This window comes from Cryobacterium levicorallinum, assembly GCF_004402405.1.
GTDB classification, from domain to species: Bacteria; Actinomycetota; Actinomycetes; order Actinomycetales; family Microbacteriaceae; genus Cryobacterium; species Cryobacterium levicorallinum.
In genome coordinates, this window is record NZ_SOFE01000023.1 from 200,615 (window position 1) to 220,190 (window position 19,576).

Annotated in this window: 20 protein-coding genes; 9 read left to right on the forward strand and 11 right to left on the reverse strand. The window is 62.8% G+C overall.

Annotated elements, in window-relative coordinates; all coding sequences use genetic code 11:
• The first annotated feature begins 8 nt into the window (after positions 1–8).
• From E3O11_RS12980 to E3O11_RS12990, 3 genes are read left to right on the forward strand one after another with little or no spacing between them, the layout of a single operon-like run.
• Positions 9–824, forward strand: coding sequence for a CoA transferase subunit A (locus tag E3O11_RS12980; protein WP_092449025.1), 816 nt, complete (start codon positions 9–11; stop codon positions 822–824).
• Entirely contained in the window at positions 824–1,513 is a 690-nt protein-coding gene (locus tag E3O11_RS12985) for a 3-oxoacid CoA-transferase subunit B (protein ID WP_092449024.1), read from the forward strand. The genes E3O11_RS12980 and E3O11_RS12985 overlap by 1 nt, the downstream gene beginning before the upstream one ends.
• Positions 1,510–2,727, forward strand: coding sequence for an acetyl-CoA C-acetyltransferase (locus E3O11_RS12990; protein ID WP_206750980.1), 1,218 nt, complete (start codon positions 1,510–1,512; stop codon positions 2,725–2,727). Before E3O11_RS12985 ends, E3O11_RS12990 begins: the two co-directional genes overlap by 4 nt.
• 1,381 nt (positions 2,728–4,108) lie before the next feature.
• On the opposite strand, the gene E3O11_RS12995 is transcribed toward E3O11_RS12990, so the two are convergent.
• The 3 genes from E3O11_RS12995 to E3O11_RS13005 are packed head-to-tail and all read right to left on the reverse strand — an operon-like array spanning position 4,109 to position 6,878.
• On the reverse strand, positions 4,109–5,212 hold the full coding sequence (locus E3O11_RS12995) for an FtsX-like permease family protein (RefSeq protein ID WP_241994722.1): 1,104 nt from the start codon (positions 5,210–5,212) through the stop codon (positions 4,109–4,111).
• The gene (locus tag E3O11_RS13000) at positions 5,209–5,841 is read right to left on the reverse strand and encodes an ABC transporter ATP-binding protein (protein WP_092449022.1); all 633 of its coding nucleotides are present in this window, start codon (positions 5,839–5,841) and stop codon (positions 5,209–5,211) included. The genes E3O11_RS12995 and E3O11_RS13000 overlap by 4 nt, the downstream gene beginning before the upstream one ends.
• A 2-nt stretch (positions 5,842–5,843) precedes the next feature.
• Entirely contained in the window at positions 5,844–6,878 is a 1,035-nt protein-coding gene (locus tag E3O11_RS13005; RefSeq protein ID WP_166787583.1) for a peptidoglycan-binding domain-containing protein, read from the reverse strand.
• Positions 6,879–7,300: 422 nt separating this feature from the next.
• Between E3O11_RS13005 and E3O11_RS13010 the strand changes: the two genes are divergently transcribed.
• Positions 7,301–7,768, forward strand: a complete 468-nt coding sequence (locus E3O11_RS13010; RefSeq protein ID WP_134495570.1) for a hypothetical protein — start codon at positions 7,301–7,303, stop codon at positions 7,766–7,768.
• Positions 7,769–8,882: 1,114 nt separating this feature from the next.
• Here E3O11_RS13010 and nrdH read toward each other — a convergent pair.
• The 5 genes from nrdH to E3O11_RS13035 form a co-directional block, all read right to left on the reverse strand.
• Entirely contained in the window at positions 8,883–9,128 is a 246-nt protein-coding gene (nrdH, locus tag E3O11_RS13015) for a glutaredoxin-like protein NrdH (RefSeq protein WP_373866149.1), read from the reverse strand.
• A 113-nt stretch (positions 9,129–9,241) separates the two neighbouring features.
• Entirely contained in the window at positions 9,242–9,814 is a 573-nt protein-coding gene (locus E3O11_RS13020; RefSeq protein WP_092449018.1) for a recombinase family protein, read from the reverse strand.
• Between the two features lie 178 nt (positions 9,815–9,992).
• Positions 9,993–11,189 (reverse strand): TniQ family protein, encoded by a 1,197-nt coding sequence (locus tag E3O11_RS13025; RefSeq protein ID WP_166787584.1) that lies wholly within the window; start codon positions 11,187–11,189, stop codon positions 9,993–9,995.
• 10 nt (positions 11,190–11,199) lie between these two features.
• Positions 11,200–12,117 carry a TniB family NTP-binding protein gene (locus tag E3O11_RS13030; RefSeq protein WP_338419218.1) on the reverse strand — a complete coding sequence of 306 codons (918 nt, stop codon included), beginning with the start codon at positions 12,115–12,117 and terminating at the stop codon, positions 11,200–11,202.
• On the reverse strand, positions 12,117–13,811 hold the full coding sequence (locus E3O11_RS13035) for a Mu transposase C-terminal domain-containing protein (protein WP_241994723.1): 1,695 nt from the start codon (positions 13,809–13,811) through the stop codon (positions 12,117–12,119). Before E3O11_RS13035 ends, E3O11_RS13030 begins: the two co-directional genes overlap by 1 nt.
• A gap of 353 nt (positions 13,812–14,164) precedes the next feature.
• On the opposite strand from E3O11_RS13035, the gene E3O11_RS13040 reads away from it, so the two are divergent.
• Together E3O11_RS13040 and E3O11_RS13045 are read left to right on the forward strand one after the other, a co-directional pair.
• Positions 14,165–14,902 (forward strand): mycothiol-dependent nitroreductase Rv2466c family protein, encoded by a 738-nt coding sequence (locus E3O11_RS13040; protein WP_092449016.1) that lies wholly within the window; start codon positions 14,165–14,167, stop codon positions 14,900–14,902.
• Positions 14,903–14,923: 21 nt separating this feature from the next.
• Positions 14,924–15,427 carry an SRPBCC family protein gene (locus E3O11_RS13045; protein ID WP_092449015.1) on the forward strand — a complete coding sequence of 168 codons (504 nt, stop codon included), beginning with the start codon at positions 14,924–14,926 and terminating at the stop codon, positions 15,425–15,427.
• 321 nt (positions 15,428–15,748) lie between these two features.
• Here E3O11_RS13045 and E3O11_RS13050 read toward each other — a convergent pair whose 3' ends face one another.
• Both E3O11_RS13050 and E3O11_RS13055 read right to left on the reverse strand, forming a co-directional pair.
• Positions 15,749–16,504: an SDR family oxidoreductase gene (locus E3O11_RS13050; RefSeq protein WP_092449014.1), complete on the reverse strand. Its 756-nt coding sequence runs from the start codon at positions 16,502–16,504 to the stop codon at positions 15,749–15,751.
• Positions 16,501–17,001: an RrF2 family transcriptional regulator gene (locus tag E3O11_RS13055; RefSeq protein ID WP_092449013.1), complete on the reverse strand. Its 501-nt coding sequence runs from the start codon at positions 16,999–17,001 to the stop codon at positions 16,501–16,503. The genes E3O11_RS13050 and E3O11_RS13055 overlap by 4 nt, the downstream gene beginning before the upstream one ends.
• A 482-nt stretch (positions 17,002–17,483) precedes the next feature.
• Between E3O11_RS13055 and E3O11_RS13060 the strand changes: the two genes are divergently transcribed.
• The 3 genes from E3O11_RS13060 (at position 17,484) to E3O11_RS13070 (ending at position 19,120) form a co-directional block, all read left to right on the forward strand.
• Positions 17,484–18,056, forward strand: coding sequence for an isochorismatase family protein (locus E3O11_RS13060; protein ID WP_092449012.1), 573 nt, complete (start codon positions 17,484–17,486; stop codon positions 18,054–18,056).
• Positions 18,057–18,193: 137 nt separating this feature from the next.
• Positions 18,194–18,484, forward strand: coding sequence for a DUF4287 domain-containing protein (locus E3O11_RS13065; protein WP_092449011.1), 291 nt, complete (start codon positions 18,194–18,196; stop codon positions 18,482–18,484).
• Between the two features lie 204 nt (positions 18,485–18,688).
• Complete coding sequence (locus E3O11_RS13070) at positions 18,689–19,120, forward strand: ASCH domain-containing protein (protein ID WP_092449010.1); 432 nt, start codon at positions 18,689–18,691, stop codon at positions 19,118–19,120.
• A gap of 79 nt (positions 19,121–19,199) precedes the next feature.
• Here the strand turns inward: E3O11_RS13070 and E3O11_RS13075 are convergent, their stop codons facing one another.
• The gene (locus E3O11_RS13075) at positions 19,200–19,538 is read right to left on the reverse strand and encodes a hypothetical protein (RefSeq protein WP_092449009.1); all 339 of its coding nucleotides are present in this window, start codon (positions 19,536–19,538) and stop codon (positions 19,200–19,202) included.
• Positions 19,539–19,576 lie beyond the last annotated feature (38 nt).

Below are 19,576 nucleotides of genomic sequence, written 5' to 3' on the forward strand. Positions count from 1 at the left end.
CCTGTTCCATGGATAAGACATATTCTTCGGCGGCAGCCGCTGTCGCCGACATTCCCGACGGCGCCTCGATCGCCTGCAGTGGTTTCGGCCTGGTGGGGGTGCCGATCGTGCTGATCCGGGCGCTGCTGGCGCAGGGCACGACCGGGCTGCACGTGGTGAGCAACAACTGCGGCGTCGATGGCTGGGGCCTCGGGGAATTGCTGCGGGAGGGGCGGATCGCGCGGGTGATCGCGTCGTACATCGGGGAGAACAAGGACTTCGCCCGCCGCTACCTGGGCGGGGAACTCGAGGTGGAGCTCACCCCGCAGGGCACACTGGCCGAGCGGCTGCGCGCCGGCGGCAGCGGCATCCCCGCGTTCTTCACCGCGAGCGGCGTGGGCACGATGGTCGCCGACGGCGGCCTGCCTTGGCGGTACGGGCCGGACGGCGAGGTGACGGTATCGAGCCCGCCGAAGCAGACCCACCGGTTCAGCTCGCTCGGCTCCGAGAAGGAGTATGTGCTGGAGGAGGCGATCGTAACCGACTACGCCCTCGTGCGCGCCGCAAAGGGTGACCGGCACGGCAACCTGGTCTTCGAGAAGTCTGCCCGCAACTTCAACCCGGTCGCCGGCATGGCCGGCCGCATCACCATAGCCGAGGTCGACGAGCTCGTCGAACCGGGACAGATCGACCCCGACCAGGTGCACCTCGCCGGCATCTACGTGGACCGGATCGTGCAGCTGGGGGCAGCGGATGCCGCGGATCTCCCGATCGAGAAGACGACGACGAGGACCCGGCCCGGGGCATCCGTTTCTGAGACGGTATCGACTGAAGGAGCGAACTAATGGCGTTGACGCGTGACCAGATGGCGGCCCGCGCCGCACAGGACCTGACCCCGGACTCGTATGTGAACCTCGGAATCGGGTTGCCGACGCTGATCCCGAACTTCCTGCCCGCCGGGGTGCACGTCGTGCTGCACTCCGAGAACGGGGTGCTCGGCGTGGGCCCGTACCCGTGGGCGGGGGAGGAGGATCCGAAGCTGATCAACGCCGGCAAGGAAACCGTGACGGTCAACCTCGGTGCGGCGTATTTCGATTCGGCGCAGAGTTTCGGCATGATCCGTGGCGGATTGATCGACGTCGCCGTGCTCGGTGCGATGCAGGTGAGCGTGGCGGGGGACATCGCGAACTGGGCGGTGCCGGGGACGATGATCAAGGGCATGGGCGGGGCGATGGACCTAGTGCACGGCGCCGACACCGTCATCGTCGTGATGGAGCATGTCACGAAGACGGGGGAGTTCAAGATCAAGACGGCCTGCGACCTGCCCCTGACGGGGAAGGCGGTGGTGACGCGCATCATCACGGACCTCGCCGTGATCGACGTCACCCCGGACGGGCTGGTGCTGCGCGAGCTGGCGCCGGGCGTCACGGTTGAGGCGGTGCAGGCCGCGACCGAGGCGACCTTGCTCGTGCCGGTCACCCCGCTCACAATCCGCACGTTGCTCGACGATGCCACCGCTGGAGCGGTCGCATGACCGCCCTGCGCGGGGTCGTTATCTGCGAGCCGCTGCGCACCCCGATCGGCCGGTTCGGTGGCGCGTTCAAGACGGTCGCGCCCGCCGACCTTGCCGCCGCGGTGATCGCCGCGCTGATTGAACGCACCGGGCTAGAGGGCAGGCTCGTCGACGATGTCATCTTCGGCCAGGCCTACCCGACGGCGGAGGCGGTGCCGGTCGCCCGCGTCGCCGCTCTGAACGCGGGACTGCCGGTCACCGTCGGCGGCGTGCAGGTCGACCGGCGGTGCGGCAGCGGGCTGCAGGCCGTGCTCGACGCGGCGATGCAGGTGCAGACCGGTGTCAGCGACCTCGCCATCGCCGGAGGCGTCGACGTGATGAGCCAGGCACCCTTCTACACGGTGGAGTCCCGCTGGGGTGTCGGCGGTACCGCGGGCATGCTCCTGCGCGACGCGCTCGGCCGCGGCCGGGAAACTGCGGGCGGACGCCGGTTCCCGGTGCCGGCCGGGATGCTCGAGACCGCAGAGAACCTGCGCCGCGATTACGGCATCGATCGGGTGGAACAGGACGAACTCGCCGTCAGGTCCCAGCAGCGCGCCCTCGCCGCCGTCGCTGCGGACCGCTTCACGGACGAGATCGTGCCGGTCACGGTGCCCGGCCGCAAGGGCCCCACCGTCGTCTCGGTCGATGAAACCCCGCGCGAGACCACGCTGGACGCCTTGGCCGGCTTGAAGCCGATCCTCGGGAAAGCGGATGCCGCCGCCACCGTCACCGCCGGAAATGCGAGCGGGCAGAACGACGCCGCGGCCGCGTGTATCGTGACCACGCCCGAACGTGCCGCCGAACTCGGCCTCACCCCACTCGTGCAGCTGCGATCCTGGGCGCGCGCCGGCGTCGAGCCCTCGCGCATGGGCCTCGGCCCGGTGCCCGCGACGAAACTGGCACTCGAGCGTGTCGGGCTGAGCCTCGCCGATATGGACCTGATCGAGCTCAACGAGGCCTTCGCCGCGCAGGTGCTCGCCGTGACCCGGGAATGGAACTTCACCGAGAAGGACTGGAACCGCACCAACGTGAACGGCTCCGGTATCTCCCTCGGCCACCCGGTGGGCGCGACCGGCATGCGCATCCTCGCCACCGCCGCCCGCCACCTGCACCGCACCGACGGACAGTTCCTGCTCGAAACCATGTGTATCGGCGGCGGCCAAGGCCTCGCCGCCATTTGGGAACGCGTGTGAGCACGGCTGAGAACTCCCAAAGTCCGGCACTCATACGGGCATCCATGCGCGTAACCAGAAACTTGCCAGAAACCCTGTTTCGACCAGAATTGGGCCGAAGAGATCCGTCCTCACGCGTACACTAAATGGCATGACAACCGCGGAAAACCGCGGAATCCCGTCTCGCGCGCCGGTGCGAAGGACTGACCAGGTCCGCTTCATTTGTTCTTAGGCCGAGTCCACGTACCCAGCCAGCCCTGTCGTTTGGCTAGCCCCTCAGATCTCGGCGGAAGCCAGAGACTTGACGCACACATGTTTATTTACCGTTTATTGCTCCGAGACCCGCCGAAACGGGTCGAGGTGTTGAGATAATGATGGCGATATCTCACGCAAGAAGCTGCAGATCAGATCGAGAAAAGTCGAGACCAACCGAGGTTTAGATCCGGGTCGAGTATCAGCCTAAATGGCCCCGGCGCAGACCGTCGGTCCCGGGTTCAAGTCCCGGCCGCCCTACTGTAAATTTCATCTGATCAGGGATTCTTGTCTTCACCGAAAGGGCAAGACTTGATGCACTGGTCGTTTATCCAACGTGTATTCCGCGGCGGTTGATTGCTCCCGTCGGCCGTTACTGTGGTGCTCGATCCACTTCGATTCACTTGGGCTGGCCTCGAACATCTGAGAATCATGCACTTTGGATGACTCTTCGGGCTCGGTCTCGCGCCCCTGCTACGACGAGCGTTTGCTCAAGTACGGCACCCGCATACGTGAGTTCGCCGAGGCCTCCATGGCGACCAGTGCACGCGTAGAGCTCCCGCCTGCGTCGGTGGAGATACGCCGTCCTCGACCTCGTGCGTATGACGCCCGGTCATCGGGCTTAATGTCGGGACAGTCAAACGGGCACCGTTGCAATTCCGCCCGGTCGGAACCTGTCATTTTCCGTTCACGATTGCACAAATGTCAGCACACGCCTGCACAACCGGCTGGTCGCTCGCCTAACGAGGGGGCTCGTCGGCTCAATTGGTTTGGATAGGTTGTCGCGCTAGACGCTCGCTTGATCGGGCTTCATGTCGGGCTGGGCAAGCGGCGACGACAGTTTCCAGCGCCCCTGGTTCGGCTGATGGTGCGGCGGTTGCCCATGGGAGGTCGGCGGACAGCAGACTTCCCTTGCTCAGACTCAGCGGGAGCGGGCCGCCTTCGGCCGCCGAGCGGAGGAACGGGATTGGTCCTATACCAAGTTGAATCGCTTTTCTGCGCGTGGTCGCTGGGGTCTACCAGCCATGTGTATCGGGTGCTGCGAATTGCGCACCCTGCTGACGTGTACGCTCTGCGCTCAACGCCTGACTCTCTCACCGTAGGAGGGATCAACGTCGTTGGTGCCCTGCAAGCCGCTGAAACCAGGGCCTCACGGAACTCTTAGCTCGGCGAGGGGGTCTCGTCGTGCGGCAACGCTAGCGGGTAACAGTGCGGCGATGACGCCGACGGCGATCGCGAGCACGCTGACGGCGACGAAGAACGCGATTCCAGGGAGTGGGTCGCCAGTAATGACGAGGCTGATCGCAGTCGCGGCGCACCCGATGACCGCACCGATCCCACTCAGGAAGGCCATCTGGGTCAATAACAGCCCAATGATCAGGCCTTGGGATGCGCCAAGTGCGCGGCGGCGTCCGAAATCCTTGCGGCGAAGCATCACGAAACCGTAGAGGATCGCCGCTACGAGCGAGGCGGTGAGGGCGAATATAACGATTACGAGGTTGCGGCCGAAGCTGCCAAGCTGGCCTTCGATGAGGGCGCGAAGGGTGGCGAGGCCCTCACTGGTCGTCAGCGTAACTTTAGTCGGATCGTCGACGGCCAGCACCGACAGGACCACTTGGGAGACTGGGGAGACAAGGTCGGGGCGTTCCGCGATCACGACGAGGATGCTGACGGTATGCGGGTCGTCAGAGTCGATTTGCTGGGGGGCGACGATCAGAGGTTCGAGGAAGCGCAAGTAGTCGGGAACTGGAATGCGGCCCGCAATGGCGAATTCCGCCCCGGCACCCGTGACGACGCCGCCAGTGGCGTCGGGCATTCCGAGCTGGTCGAGTGCGGCGTTCGAAGCCCATGCAGTGCGGTTCTGGACCGCCTGAGCTGCCGGCAAGCCAAGCTCGCCAAGTTGATCACTCCACGCTAGGCGCGCTGGAACCGTCGTGCCACCGGGAACGGCGGCGTTGGTGACATCCTGCACCGAGCTGAAGACTCCCGACCAGGCAATCCCGTCGATGTTGCCAATTCGTTCCAGAACACTGGTGTCTAGGCCCGCATCGCCCTCAGCACGGATGACGATTGAACGGGTGCCGGCAGAGTCGATCGAATTCAGCACTGCCTGCTCAGCCCCAACCGTGCGGCCAGTAGTCAGCAGCACCGCCCCAACCATGCCTGCGACGATCACAATCGAGACGACGGAGGATACGGGCTGTGCCCGCGCGGTGGCCAGCGCTTCTATGATCACCGCCCCCAAACGTCTCACAGGTTGATCGTCCGATCGCAGCGAGCCACGAGGGACGGGTCGTGGGTGACGACGATGACCGCAGCCCCTGACGCTGCTTGAGCGTGAAACGCATCGACGACCACACTTGCAGAGGCCGGGTCGAGGTTGCCCGTCGGCTCGTCCGCAAGCAAGATGCGCGGATCTCCCAATAGTGCCCGGCACAGGGCAATACGCTGCGCCTGGCCACCAGAGACTTGGCCGGGCTTCGCCTCGGCACGCAGGTCCACCCCGAACTGGGCCATCAACTCACGCGCCCGTCCGATTGCAGCACCTCGGGAGTCGCCCCGGTACAGCGCGGTCTCGACCACGTTGTCGAGCACGGTGCGGGATGCATCGAGTGCAGCGTCTTGAAATACGAACCCGAACAAGTTCGCTCTCAGGCCCGCACGCCGCTTGTCTCGCAACCCCGCAGCGGACTTCCCGGCGACCAGCACCTCCCCGGCCAGTGGTTTCAACATCAGCCCCAGCAGATATAGCAGGGTCGACTTTCCCCGACCGGACGGACCAGTGACGGCAACAACCTCACCAGCTTCAAAGGTCGCGTCCCAGTCGTGAAGAATCGGCTTGCCAGGATCGTAACCAAACGTCAGTCCTCGAGCGACAAGCACCGCTACTCCTCCGTCGCCGGGGCACGGACCATCATCCCGGCAGCCACACCCTTGACAATCGAGATGCCACGCGCACTTGTCACCACTATCACCGCGTGCTCGACATCCTCGTCATCAATGACCGAAATAGTGCCGTCCGAGCGGGTCAGCAGCGCCGCGCTGGGCACGGCGAGCCCCACGACGGACTCTACAGTTACGATCCGTGACCGCAATAGGGCCCGGTCGGTTACCGGAATGCTGCCGCACTCCTCGCCGCAGATGCTCGCCCCGTCCTTCCCTTCGAGAAACACCGTGATTCCGCCCTGCTCGGTGGACCTCTGGTCGATGACGAAACCCTCCCACGTCTGAGCGTCCGGCCCTGTGATCTCCACTCGCGTCCCTGTCGGCATCAAACCAGCCTGGGCCTCCGTTACTGGCAGGGTGAACACCGGAGCAGCCGGCAGCCCTCGCACGACCTCCTCACCACCAGCCAGCGAGGCGCCCCGCTTGACCGTCGCAATGTCCAGCGCCACCCGTGTAGGCAGCATCGGGACGAACACGACATCACCAGCCTGCACAACTCCATCCGCCTCGAGACCGATAGACTCCTGCCACGATTTCACCGCAGACGTCGTCGCGTAGTCGAACTTGCCGTCAACCTCGTGACCGTAAAATCCGAGTGCAGCGAGCATCGACTGCAGGCCTGCCACGTCCGCCCCTTTAGACCCTGAGGACAAAGATTGGAACGCCGGAACCGCGCCCTGCGCGATCACCACCGGGCGGAGGTTCACCGTGTACAGCACAGCCCCCTGCCCGACCTCCTGACCCGGCTCGACGTTTACCGATGTCACGACACCCGAAGCCCGGTTAGAACCGATCGCCACCGGAATCCACCCCGCGACCGTGTTCAGGCTGATGCTCGACCCCGCCTCACCATTGACGACCTCGACGTAAGTGAACGCGGTCGAATCCAAAACATCCTCTGCGGGCGTCAATACGGTCGCCGCAGCCCAACCGACAGCACCACTCGCCACGATGAGGCCAACGACAATTGCCACGAGACCCCAGCGGCGACGCGGAGCGTTGCCGCTCTTCTCTGTGTCCGCGATGTCCCCGCGAGTCGACCTCGACTCCATCCCGGCCATAGCGCCCTCTCATTCGTAGGTCAACCTGAGTGTTTGTCCACCGAGATAGACGCTTCAGCAGCGTAGTCGTCTTGCTCGACGCTAGCACTTCTCCTCTCCTGGCCACGGCCCTACTCGGGACCCTCTCGTGTAGGGTCGCCGGAGCAACACTCCCGATACTGTGCAGCAATCTTGATGACGGTACTAGCGGAAATGGGTCTGGCTCACGGGGCTGGCGCGCAGCGTTTGCACAAGATAGGTTCGTGGGTATGAGGACGGCAGATGCCCTGAGAGCGAGTCGGGGGGCTAAGAGAATACCAACGCTACGTCGCTCGTTCATACGCGGTGCGTGCCTGTTGGTCATTGCCATTCCAGTCCTTGCTGGCTGCTCGTCGAAGGACGACAGCGTTCCAGTTGCACAGGCCACTTCCGCAAGTGATGCCGCGGAACGCAGACTCGCATGCTTACAGGACAGAGGGTGGACTGTAACTCTGAGTGAAGATAACGCGATTGCCGCTTCCGTCCCCAGCGACCAGTTGCCTATTTATCAGCAGGATGCCGAAGAGTGCGGCGAGGGTCTGCTTCCTGACAAAAACGAATTTAGTTCTGAGCAATGGTCAGAAGCGTACGCGGCTGCTAACGACACGGTGGACTGCTTGACGGTACTGGGATACGAGGTCGACAACCGCCCGTCGCTTCAAAAGTTCATCGACGACAGTGGCGACTGGAGCGTATACGCCGACTTGCTCGACCAAGGAATCATCAGCGGCTCTGAGGTCTCAAAGCTCGAAAACTCTTGCCCTCAAGCCGAATACTGGGGATAGTTGGCTCCTATAGACGGTTGCGCGATGGACTTCCGGATCATCCGGGCGGGCGGACCTGATCGAGAGGATGAGCATGAACAAGAAACGTAAATATAGCTTGCTCGCTTTGGCAGGGGGTCTTCTGTTAGCGATGAGCACTTCCACCGCCGCCCAAGCCGCGACCATTCAACTTGGAAGCATAAATTGTGGACAGGCCTACGCGCCGTACGCTCACATACTTTCCGACACGAGCGGTTCCACCATCCAACACGTCCATCGACGGTCGGCGACGCAGACGACTACGTTCACATACAGCAATTCACTTCGGACTGTGCGAACCAGTTCCAGTAACTTCACAACTGAAAATTCGTCATACATCTATTTTTCGAGTAACGCAATTATTCACGGCTACTCGACCTTCTGTGACACCTGATTCCCCTGTGAAACCTCGCGAGCCTAGAACTTTTCGTGCGGTTAGAGGTTAGTCGCATACCGGTGTCCGGTTTGGATGGATCACAACCGGACACCTTGGCTGCCCCTGGCTGCGTTATGCCCTGCATTTTCCCTTTTCATTTGAGTCCATCCAGGCCCACAGGCTCCCACTCGCGCTAATACGAATTCCCCTCGTCGTCGAAGTGTTCCTCTTCGTCGGACTCCATTTGCATGATGCGCGCTTCGGCCTCAGCTGGTGCCGTGGAAACTCCGTTGGCGTCAAGGAGTATCCATCTACGTCCGCGGAAATCGGGGTGGGTGGATGGAACCCATCGAAATCCGTACGTTCGGAAACGTGCGTTGCGGGTTTCCCGATCCGGGACCAACGATTCCGCTGTCTTGCGGTCTTGGACGGCACAGTTGGATGAACTGCACGTGCCACAGGTGCGCCGACGACCGTCGCCGGCCGCTGGCCAGACGGGGAAGCGTTCACCGGGTAGTTCTTGGCGGCATTGCAGGCAAGTCTTGGGGTTGTGTGCGTCGCGGTGCTCATCCCGGTCGACGTCTTGGCCACAAGTTCCACATGAAGTCATGCCCTCACGGTAGTGAACGCCACCGACAGAGAAATGCCCTGACCGGGAGAGAGCACGGCCAGCGGCATTGATTGTGGGCGTAGGAAGCTACGCCGAGTCTCGTGAGCGGTCTACGCGTCCAGGGCGGTGCTCTGCGCCAGGGCGGAGATGAGGTCGGGCCTGAAGCCGGCCCAGTGGTTATGATCGTCGACGACAACGATGGGTGCTGCGCTGTAGCCGAGGTCTTCGGTGACATACTCGAGGGCCACGGCGTTCTCGGTCACGTCGACGGTTCTGTAGATTACGCCTGCTTTGTCGAGTGGTCGGTCGGTCATCGTGCATTGGATACACGCTGGCTTGCTGTACACCGTCACCATCCCGCTCATGATCTTGCTTCCTCTCTACCAACAATTTTTTGCCTGGCTGGCACGAGAAATCGATAGCGACCGTGAGTGCCGGGGTCTGACCAGTAATGGAACGGTGGTTGGCGCTAAGGGTTGAGGTGGCGGTAGATCGTTGCTCGTGAGACGCCGAGGGCTTTGGCGATTTGGGTGGGGGTTTCGCCGCGTTGTTGTCGGGCTTGGGCTGCTGCGAGTGTGTCGGGTGTCATGACGGTCGGGCGTCCACCGACCCGGCCCTGGGCTCGGGCGGTGGTGAGTCCGGCGAGGGTGCGTTCGCGAATCATGTCCCGTTCGAGTTCGGCGAAGGCGGCCATCATGGTGAAGAAGAATTTGCCTTCTCCGGTGGGTCGGTAGGTTCCGGCGAGTGTGCCGGTGAGGATCTGGAGGGCGATGTGTTTGTCGTGGAGGTCGTCGGCGATGGTGAGGACTTCTTTGACGGATCGTCCGAGGCGGTCCAGTTTCCAGACGCAGAGGGTGTCGCCTGGCCGGAGGTAGTCGAGCGCGGCGATCAGTCCGGGCCGGCTGGGTGCGCGGCTGGAGATGGTGTCGGTGAAGATCCGTCCGCAGCCGATGGTGGTGAGTGCGTCGTGTTGCATGGTGGTGTCTTGGCTGTGGGTGGAGACGCGGGCGTAGCCGACGAGGGTGACGTGTGTGGTGGCCATTCGTCTATCGTCTCAGAATAGTCTCAGAACATCGTCGGTTCCAGCTATGTTTTGAGACGGGTTGTGGACGTTCGCGGGGTGGCGTGTCGTTGATGGTGCTGTTGTCTCGAAATGTACCGTTTGTGGACACCGGTCAATCATCATCGCTCGCGGTTATTTATTCTAGGTAGTGCAACGGTTACCGATTTGGTGTTGTGCGATGGAAGTCGAGGGGGATGGCCAACTCGATGAATGCGTTCACTACGTCGTGGATCTGGTCGGCGTCGTTGTGCTTGTACGCGGCAAAGTTGAAGAGGGTGCGGGCTCCTGCGGGGTTGACGCGTGCGTCCTCGACAGCCGCGGTGAAGGCCTCCCTCAGTGACAGCCGCTCACCGATTGGGAGAAACGGTGCCCGCGTCGGTGGCTGCGGCGGTGGGGTGCCATCGCTAATGACGCTATCGGGCACGGGGCGAAAGAGATCGGAGTCATTTCCCAGACCAGTGATGGAGCCGTTTTCCAGCAGCATGACTGCGGTCGCTGCCGCTTCCATCGTGTGCCGCTGCACCGGTTCCGGTTGCTGTTCGTATGGATACCAGAATGCCTGTCCGTCGCGGGTGCGATAGCCAGCTTGAGCCCAGACCTGACGGATGAGATCAGTGACGACTTTCCGGCTCCCGGAGATGGGGCAACTGAGCTCGTCGATGATCGTGCGGAGCAGCCGGAACCAGATCCCCGCGTGGACGTTTCGACGGGGAAGTTCAACCTGACCGATCGTGAAGGCGTCGTGGGTTCGTTGGTCCAACGTCAGAATGTGTTCCGGCGCCGGCCTCGATGTCGGCGGCTCCAATTCCCACATGCCGAAGTAGCCCCGGGCCGTAAGGGGGTCTTCAAGCCAGCATCCGTGGACGGGGCAGCTGGAGACGATCGGTATGGCCCATAGCAAGAGGTACGGGTGTGGGGACGGGCTGGCGGCCACACATTCCGGACACGCTCTCGTTGGAAGATGGGGCGATAGGAGCCATGGCCGCCACCGCGGGACGTCACGTGTGTTCTGTGTCCCAGGCGGCCGCAGTACGGACAGTTGTCGGGCGTAGGTTTCGAAGCAGTCTGGGACGGGCTCCAGCGTATCGAGCAGCCAGGGAACCCCGCCGTCCACACTCATCTGCCGCATCCGGTCCACGGTGACGCCGGTGCGCTCCGTCAGGACGTCGATCATTCCGGATGGCGGCACCATATCGATGTCGTCGGCGGCACTCCGTCCGAGCGTGAAGCCGATGTCATCACCGAGGAGGGTGAGGTCGATGCCGTAGCAGGCGGCGATACGGTGCAGCCACGAGGACAGTGCTTCACCCGGGATCGGCGCCGGATGTGCCGGCCACCGGCGTGGCCCAATCACAGCGGCCTGGTCACAGTAATTCTCGTTCGAATAGGTGCCGTCGTTCGGTGGGCCCGACGTAATCGGCCATGACCAGGGTGCGTTGGTTGATGCTTTCCTCACCGCTTTCTACGGCGGTGATCGCGGCGGCGGTCAGGAGTCGGGCGAGTTCCCCGATGGTGCCCTCGCATCGAGCCAGCAGATACTGGGCCATATCGTCAGTCGCAATGTTGGACGGATGCTGCAGCGGCAACGCGGCCGCGAAGCTGGCTAACAACGACACGGTGTCAGCACCGACAGTCCACAGGGGAAGGACGACGGGTTCGAATCGGTTCTCCAACTGGTCGTCGGATCGGATGGCCAGATACGCCTCCCGTGTTCCGACTCCAATGATCGGGATGCGCAACTCGTTGCCGAGGAAACGCAGCAGATTGAGAAACTCCCGACGGCTGCTGCCCGACCCAGCGAGAACGTTGTGCAACTCATCGATGACGAGCATCCGCACGCCCGTTGAGCGCAGGAGCCTCAGTGACATCTGCTCCACGTCGGGCAACCGACGCCGCGGTTGCAAGGGCGCGCCAAGCGCCGCGAGGAGCGCGATGTAGAACCGCAGCACGGACGGGTCCGAGGGCATCTGCACGCTCAACACGGGAATGTGCTCCCGGTCCGGCTCGGTCTCCGGCAGGTGCCCTCGACGGAACTTTTCCACGATCATCGACTTGCCATTGTTCGTCGGCCCGATTAGAAGCAGGTTCGGCATCCGCTGCTTATCGGGCCAACCCAGCAGGGCCTCCAGCCGGGCGACCGTCTCCACCGCCCTGGGGTAACCGATCCACCGGTCCGCTCGAATCAACTCCACCCGCTCACTGGCAGGCAGCCGTGCACGCTCCCGCACCGAAGGGTGCAAGTGCGACAAATCCGGTGCGACATAATCGGACACGGTCACCACTACTGCTCGATCTCATCGAACCCAGCCACCGCTATCCCGGGCGACGGCGCGTCCGACGGTGGATCGTCCGACGGTTCCGGCGGCAGCACGGCATCCGGGCTCGGGGCGCCGCTCTTCGTTACGGCAGGTGTGGTGCGGCGTCGTTCGGTATCGCGGCGCATGCGTTTGGTGGTTTTCGACGCGGTGCTGGCGATGTCCCTCATCTGCCCGATCATGCGGAACAGGACTTCCTCGTCCACCTGAGCGATGCCACGTTCGTGTAACCGGGCCAGGGCACGCTGGTGCTCCCAGAGACTCACCACCGGGTTCGCCATCGTCCGATACGGTACCTCTATATAGAGGTGTCCGTCGGGGTCCAATACCCAGATCCGGCTGAGGTCTCGCGGGTCTCGCCGGATCAGGAACGGAGGCAACGTGTCGCGCCTGCTGATCCACGGCTTCAACGCGTTAGCGAAGTAGTGGACGTGGTCGATGACGAATCCCGTCCGCGTCAGGGTGCGCCGCACAACGGGGAGGAAATCGATCAGGAACGCTGTCGGGTTCGTCACCACCGCCGGCAGCCCGGTGGCGGCGACGCCTTCGGCCCACCGGCCGGCGGGCGTCTGCCCCAACGTGCTGTGAATACTGCCGTGGTAGCTGGCCACGGCCAGGGCCAACCATTTCTCCAACTCGTGCAGTGTCAGCATCGCCATCCGGTCCGAGTCATACCGGCCACGCTCGACCGGGTTAGAGAACGTAGTCCCAGGAAGTTCGTGGACCTGCTGCATCGCAGTCCCAATCACCCGCTCCACGATCCCGCCATAGTGAGGCCGGCCCGGCGGCCGGTACGCCAGCTCGATTCCGTGCTGCTCACACCCACGACGCAGCGCCTCACTCTTAAATTCGCTGGCGTTGTCAAGGTACAACTGCCGCGGTTTACCGCTCATCGGCCACGGTGCGTCAACTCCCAGGCTCTCCAGCCACGGCCGTTTATCTGTGGCAGCATGCGCGAGACATAGGCCCACCGACACGGCCGACGGTGCCTCCAGCGTGACGACCATCCCCACCAACGTGCGGCTGCACACATCGATTGCCACGGTCAGATACGGGCGCCCGACAGGTTGTCGTTCCCGCTCGTCGACGACGATCACGTCGATGACCGTGTGATCGATCTGCACCTGCTCCAAAATTGTGCCAATCACGGGAACGTCGCCGCCGGCAGCCTGCAATGACCGCACCGCATCCGGACCTCCCCGACGCCGGCCCACCTCCACCGGATTCAACGCCCGAATCCGCCGTGTCACCGTGTTCCGCGCTGGAACTGGAAGGTGTCCCATCCGGCACGCGCCCGCGATGTCACGGTATACCGCTGCCTGGGTTCGCTTCTGCCGGGTCAGAAACTGCTTCCGCACCACCTCACGGACAAGGTCCTCAACCGCGGCTGTCAGCCGCCACGTACCTTTCCCATGCGAGGAGCGCCCGGGAGCCAAATCCGTCAGCAACCCCGACCCCGTTCGATGGCGTTTGATCAGCAGGTAGACCTGGCGCCGCGACACCCCGAGCGATAATGCGGCAGCATCGACCGCGGCCCGGCCCACGATCGCTCGCGCCGCCAACGGCGCAATCACCGCCGACACCCTCATCGTGCGATCCCACAAAGCATCCGGCATCGTCAACGTGCCGGGCTCAGCAATGTGCACTGATTCAGCGTCCACCCCGCCACCTCCTTATTGTGCAGAGGAATAGTGAGCAAAAACCATTTTAGTGCAGAGGTGAACGGAAAAACCAGCGCTCAACACACGCCTGCACAACCCCGAAAAAACGCGGGACGCTGTGCAGACGTGAACGGAAAATGACAAACCGCCAGCTTCCTGGGGGAATGCCCGGGGGTCGTCCCCTTGCGGGCTCGGCGATCCAAGGTCCGCGCCAGCAATCCGCGCCAAGCAGGCTCGAATCAGGGCTACGGTGTCAGGAAGAGTGTGACGACCCTCAGAGCCCGTATTACCGGCACGGCGATGACCAAACTTCGATCTCGGTCGTGTTTTCAGCACTGACCTAGGGTGGACGTATGGATGCCGACATCAACTTCTACTTCGACCCCGTCTGCCCTTTCGCCTGGATGACCAGCAAGTGGGTGCGGCAGGTGCAGGCGCAGCGTCGCTACACCGTGGACTGGCGATTCATCTCGTTGCGCCTGATCAATGCCCAGGTCGATTACGACGTACATTTCCCTCCCGAGTACGAAGCTGGCCACACAGCCGGGCTCCGGCTCCTGCGGGTAGCCGCCCGAGCGCGAGCAGAATACGGCCGCCAAGCGATGGCACCGCTGTACGCAGCCTTCGGGTCTCACATCTTCGACACCGCACCAGGTTCGGACAATCATCGGAGCGAGGTCGAGATGCGTGAGCTCCGCGGGACGCGTGAGTTCGCGGAGCCGATCCTCGCCGAGGTGGGCCTGCCGCTCGAGCTGGCGGGCGCTCTCGACGACGAATCATGGGACATCGAGATCCAGCAGGAGACGGACGAAGCGCTCTCCCTCACAGGAAGAGACGTGGGCACGCCCATCATCCACTTCGAGCCACCCACCGGTGCGGCCTTCTTCGGACCAGTGATCAGCCGCCTGCCGCACGAGGACTCAGCAGTCGAGTTGTGGGACCACGTCGTCGCTCTGGCACGCTTCCCAGGATTTGCCGAACTCAAACGCAGCCTGCGCGAGCAGCCACAGCTGGCCGCGTTCGGAGTCGACGCGAGCACGGTCGGAGAGCAAGAAGACTGGCACGGCGGCAGCCGGCGGCAGAAGAAATGACCCCTCCGTTAGGGTATACGCATGAGTGAGACAAGCATCCGCAGCCACCAGGAGTCCGTCATCGTCGAGGCGTCGGCCGCGTTTCTCTACGAACTGCTCTCCGACATCACCCGCACCGGCGAATGGAGCCCCGTCTGCACGTCGTGCTGGTGGGACGACGATGCCGAGGCTGGTCGAGTTGGTGCCTGGTTCACCGGGCACAACGAGCTCCCGCATCGGACCTGGGAGACACGGTCTGAGGTCGTGACGGCAGAGCACGGTCGCGAGTTCGCCTGGGTGGTGGGCGGCAGCTTCGTCCGCTGGGGCTTCAGCTTCACCGCCGCGGAGACCGGGACGATACTCACCGAGTCGTGGGAGTTCCTGCCGGACGGGATCGCCATGTTCGAGGACAAGTTCGGCGAAGACGCCCACGCTCAAATCCTCGACCGCACCCAGCAAGCCTTCGACGGCATCCCGAAAACCCTCGCCGCGATCAAACGGATCGCCGAGATCTCCAGCGACGCAGGGGCACAGACCCAGTCATGACCGGACCGTCCGGGAAGGGCTGTCTCTGCAACGGTGTTTCCAGCACTTCTACGAGCCGCCTAAATTCCCACTGGCCTCATCGACCTTGAGAAGTTCCTTCCCGGCACCGCCGGCAACCGAGTAGACGACGACGATTCTAAGGTGTCCCGGTCGCCGTCCCCTGTGCGAGACAGCGTCGGCGCACTCCGCCACCGGGTGCTTTGGTACAAAACCTGTGTCGCTCGAGGTCCGGCTTTCGGGCACATCGAATGAAGGGGAGGGCCCCATTCTCGGACTATGGCCACAGCGGGTGTGCGGAGTGCTTCAGGTCGAACATGGTGCTTACCCCGCCGAGGGCAGCGACGCTAACCAGGTGTTGATATCCGGTCCCAATATTGTGGCTTCAGTAGGAGCAAGCAGCACCCCCTCAGAGAGCGCGTTTAACGAGGGGCCGGCTGACCGTACCGGCCGCGAGTCCCCGCTCTGGGCTAGTACCCGGGAGGTGAGTTCAGGAAGTCGGATCCGCTCGGGCCCGGTGATGGTCTTGACGACCGAACCCGGCGCATTGAGGGCCGTGTCCACAAGGACCTTTGCGACAGCGTCAGCAGCGATCGGCTGAATGAGCCAGTCCTGGACAAGCACTTCGCTGTCCAGAAAGGAGACTGCCGAGGGGTTTGTCGCGAATTCATACCACTGCGTGGACTTCACGATGGTCGACTGAATTGGGCCGGCTGCAACAATTTCTTCTTGTGCGCGCTTTGCCGCGTAGTAGGGGAAATCGTCAAAAACGGGGTCTTCCACTCCGGCGATGGATAGAAACACCAGGTGGCCTACTCTTTGAGTGACGCAATTCTTTACAACGTTCTGAGTCGCAGTGGTGAGCGCCTCGTGCAGTCCCATCGTGGCGTCCTGGGGGAACGTATTGGAGGCGTCGATCACCACATCGACTCCGCGCAGTGCATCACTTAGTCCCTTGCCGGAGATTAGATCTACGCCAGCCGAACGGGACACTTCAACCACGGAAATGCCCTTCTTCGCAAGTAGGTTTACCGTGCGCGTGCCGGCGGTTCCGGTAGCTCCCAACACTGCGATCTTCATAAAATTGGACCAACTTTCCTTTTCTTATTCTCAACGAATTCGTTCAGATTCTTGCTGCTGACTGCGTCGACACCTTGGACGAGATCTGTGATCGAAACGGCGGCTAAGCTATGTCGCCACGCCTGCTCGGCCGTCCACATCGCGGCCGCAATGGCACACGGTCCACTCGCGCGAATCTCGGCAGAATGCGGTTGAAACAACCCGTCGCACCGTATTTCCGTGCATCGGAATATCGGTCCACCGCCTTCGAGCGCTTCAACGACGTCAGCAAGAGTGATCTCAGATGCGGGACGTGACAACGTAAATCCTCCGGCCGATCCGGGCATCGAAATCAGCAAGCCGTGCCGTGTCAGAGCCTGGAGATGCTTATTCAAGTAGGTCGGCGAGAGGCCATAGACCTCCGCCAAGGTCGAATTTGCGACAGGGTGATCTTCGGTCAATCGTTCCAAGACGACAAGGCAATGCGCGGCCCACTCGACCCCTTTTGGAAGCTGCATGATGTCGAGCCTATCAACCTGGATATTTTATATCCAGATTGAAGCAGGTCGATGCAACGGGTGGACTCTTCAGTGAACCGTTCCTTCTCTCGGGCGCTGTCGGCGTGATCGCGGCCCTCGCACGGCCTTCGCCGCAGCCCGATTGATCCACGGCGGCGTCAGCATCGGGCCAACAGCGATTCGGATTCGCAGAATCCAAGTCCCGTAGACGGTTCCCGTCCCGGGCATCTCAGGTCCGGCGTCGATGCCATTGGGTTCACGCGATTCTGTGCCCGCTTAGCGTCCGGCTTCCGGGCATTCTCTCCATCAATTCTCGGACAGTCCCGCCCCACACCGATCGGAGATTGGCACGTCATGGTGGGCAGAACTCCAAGGTCCCCGAGGGCGCGGCATCGAGAACGCTGCCCACTGTTCGCGAGCTGAGTGTCGGATGCTGGGAGTAGCATGATCGCAGTCTCGCTCTTCTGCTATTGGAGGATGAAATGTCCCGTCCCACTGACCGTTCCGGTACCGCGCTACTCGTGATAGATGCCCAGAACGGGGTTCTGGCCAACGCCCACCGGCGCGGTCCGGTGGTTGCCAATATCGCGATTCTGGTAGACCGCGCCCGCGCTGAAACAGTGCCGGTCCTCTGTGTACAGCATTCCTCTGACGAGCTGCCGATCGACAGCGATGTCTGGCAGATCGTTCCCGACCTCACGCCAGCGCACGGTGAGGCCGTTATCCGCAAAGAGCATGGAGACTCGTTCGAGGCGACCAGCCTGGAACAGGTGCTCGGCGGGATCGACGTCGGGCACCTCGTCGTTGTCGGTGCGCAAACCGACGCGTGCGTGCGCTCCACCCTTCATGGGGGTTTCACCCGCGATTACGATGTGACGTTGGTCTCCGACGCGCACACCACAGAAGATCTCACCGAATGGGGCGCTCCGCCGCCCGCTCAGGTGATTGAGCACATCAACCTGTACTGGAGCTTCCAGGCCGCCCCCGGTCGAACCGGCAAGGTCGTGCCGACGGCAGACGTCGAGTTCACGCGAAGAGCCCCTCGAGCGAGATAGAACGTTCGCTCACGCTTCGTTGCTCGGCCGGGCCGGTGATCGTCGACTGCGACGATATCTTGATCGAGTGATCCGAGGTCGTTGTGGTCCGAGCTGCGGCCCCCAGTACCCCCAGCACCACCAGCAAAGGAGCAGAGATGTCGTTCCAGGCATACCTCGACAACATCGAAGACAAGACTGGACTGACCCCGCGACAGTTCATCGCGCTCGCTCAGGAGAAGGGGTTCGACGACCCGTCCACGAAAGCCGGGGTGATCGTCGATTGGCTGAAGGCGGACTTCGACTTGGGCCGCGGTCACGCCATGGCGCTCGTGCACATCATCAAGAACGGCGAAAAAATCGACACGAAGCACGTGGGCAGTGGCACCGCGCACAGTGACTCATCCGACACACTCTGGCTCGACGGGAAGCAGAACCGCCCCGCGTGAGCCAATAGCTCCTGGCCGCCGCCGCTCACTTGGACGGATTTCGGTGCCCACTGAGGGTTCGGCTTAGGGACACTCACACGCCCCGATCGACTTGGCAGATTCACCGGGAACGGTTCTGTACGTCCCGCTGCCGCAAGCGGAGAGGCGCTCGTTCTAAAGCCTGCCCCCACGAAGAATAGGCGGAAGTGCTCTAAACTCCTCTGCATGTTATCCCCTGAGGACATTGTTGGTCTCCCCATCGAAGAGTACGGGTTCCCTGGACCGCTCCGCGATGCGCTCGTCGGAGCGATCCTTGACGGGCGGAAGACGAGCACAACGTCGCTGGTCGCTCAATACCTGCTGGATGATGAGGCGTTACCTATGGTCGGCGATCGCGGCGTGGTCGTCGATTCGTCGGAGCAGCCGGTTTGCGTGACGGAGGTCACCGAGGTTCGAGTGGTGCCGCTCGCAGCTGTCGATGTAGCGCACGCAATCGACGAAGGCGAGGGTTATGAGACGGTCTCCGACTGGCGCACAGGCCACGAAGAGTTCTGGCATAGCCCGGAGTTCCGAGCGGCAATGCGTGACCCAAACTTTACGGTTTCGGATGCAACGGAGGCCGTGTTGGTAGGTTTTCGGGTGCCCATCCGGGGCTAAGTCGAAACGTTGAGGGCCTATCCGGTCGTGGTTCGGTTTGCGGGCGCGACGTGTTGCGGTCTGGCCGAGCAGTCTGGAATCAGGACTGCGGTATCACGAAGTGCGCAACGACGGTCAAGACCAGGATGATCGGAACGGCAAACACTGTCCGTCGCGACTGTCCGCCCAGCCACCGGTTTGATCTGGGCCGGAGCAGCAGCCCAACCAGTACGGTCGCCAGCAGCGCGAACAAGATGCCTGCGCTGATCAGCGACGCACGGACGGGCAACAACTGTGGCGGGCACACCGCCGGAAGACTGGCCGCGCAAGCCCAACTGGGAAGGACCGGCTGCGCCATCCAGAGTACGAGTAATCCCAGGAGTACGGTCCCCACTGCGACGGCGGGGGAGCGAGTGGCGCCGACGGTCTGGATGGGCATAGAGCCAGACTATCGATCAAGCACTACTGCGGCGCGAC

Excerpts from the sequence above, each read along its gene's own strand:
- E3O11_RS12980 (WP_092449025.1), top strand. The coding sequence starts at position 9 with ATGGATAAGACATATTCTTCGGCGGCAGCCGCTGTCGCCGACATTCCC.
- E3O11_RS12985 (WP_092449024.1), top strand. The coding sequence starts at position 824 with ATGGCGTTGACGCGTGACCAGATGGCGGCCCGCGCCGCACAGGACCTG.
- E3O11_RS12990 (WP_206750980.1), top strand. The coding sequence starts at position 1,510 with ATGACCGCCCTGCGCGGGGTCGTTATCTGCGAGCCGCTGCGCACCCCG.
- nrdH (WP_373866149.1), bottom strand. The coding sequence starts at position 9,128 with ATGGTGACGGTGTACAGCAAGCCAGCGTGTATCCAATGCACGATGACC.
- E3O11_RS13020 (WP_092449018.1), bottom strand. The coding sequence starts at position 9,814 with ATGGCCACCACACACGTCACCCTCGTCGGCTACGCCCGCGTCTCCACC.
- E3O11_RS13040 (WP_092449016.1), top strand. The coding sequence starts at position 14,165 with ATGGATGCCGACATCAACTTCTACTTCGACCCCGTCTGCCCTTTCGCC.
- E3O11_RS13045 (WP_092449015.1), top strand. The coding sequence starts at position 14,924 with ATGAGTGAGACAAGCATCCGCAGCCACCAGGAGTCCGTCATCGTCGAG.
- E3O11_RS13050 (WP_092449014.1), bottom strand. The coding sequence starts at position 16,504 with ATGAAGATCGCAGTGTTGGGAGCTACCGGAACCGCCGGCACGCGCACG.
- E3O11_RS13055 (WP_092449013.1), bottom strand. The coding sequence starts at position 17,001 with ATGCAGCTTCCAAAAGGGGTCGAGTGGGCCGCGCATTGCCTTGTCGTC.
- E3O11_RS13060 (WP_092449012.1), top strand. The coding sequence starts at position 17,484 with ATGTCCCGTCCCACTGACCGTTCCGGTACCGCGCTACTCGTGATAGAT.
- E3O11_RS13065 (WP_092449011.1), top strand. The coding sequence starts at position 18,194 with ATGTCGTTCCAGGCATACCTCGACAACATCGAAGACAAGACTGGACTG.
- E3O11_RS13070 (WP_092449010.1), top strand. The coding sequence starts at position 18,689 with ATGTTATCCCCTGAGGACATTGTTGGTCTCCCCATCGAAGAGTACGGG.
- E3O11_RS13075 (WP_092449009.1), bottom strand. The coding sequence starts at position 19,538 with ATGCCCATCCAGACCGTCGGCGCCACTCGCTCCCCCGCCGTCGCAGTG.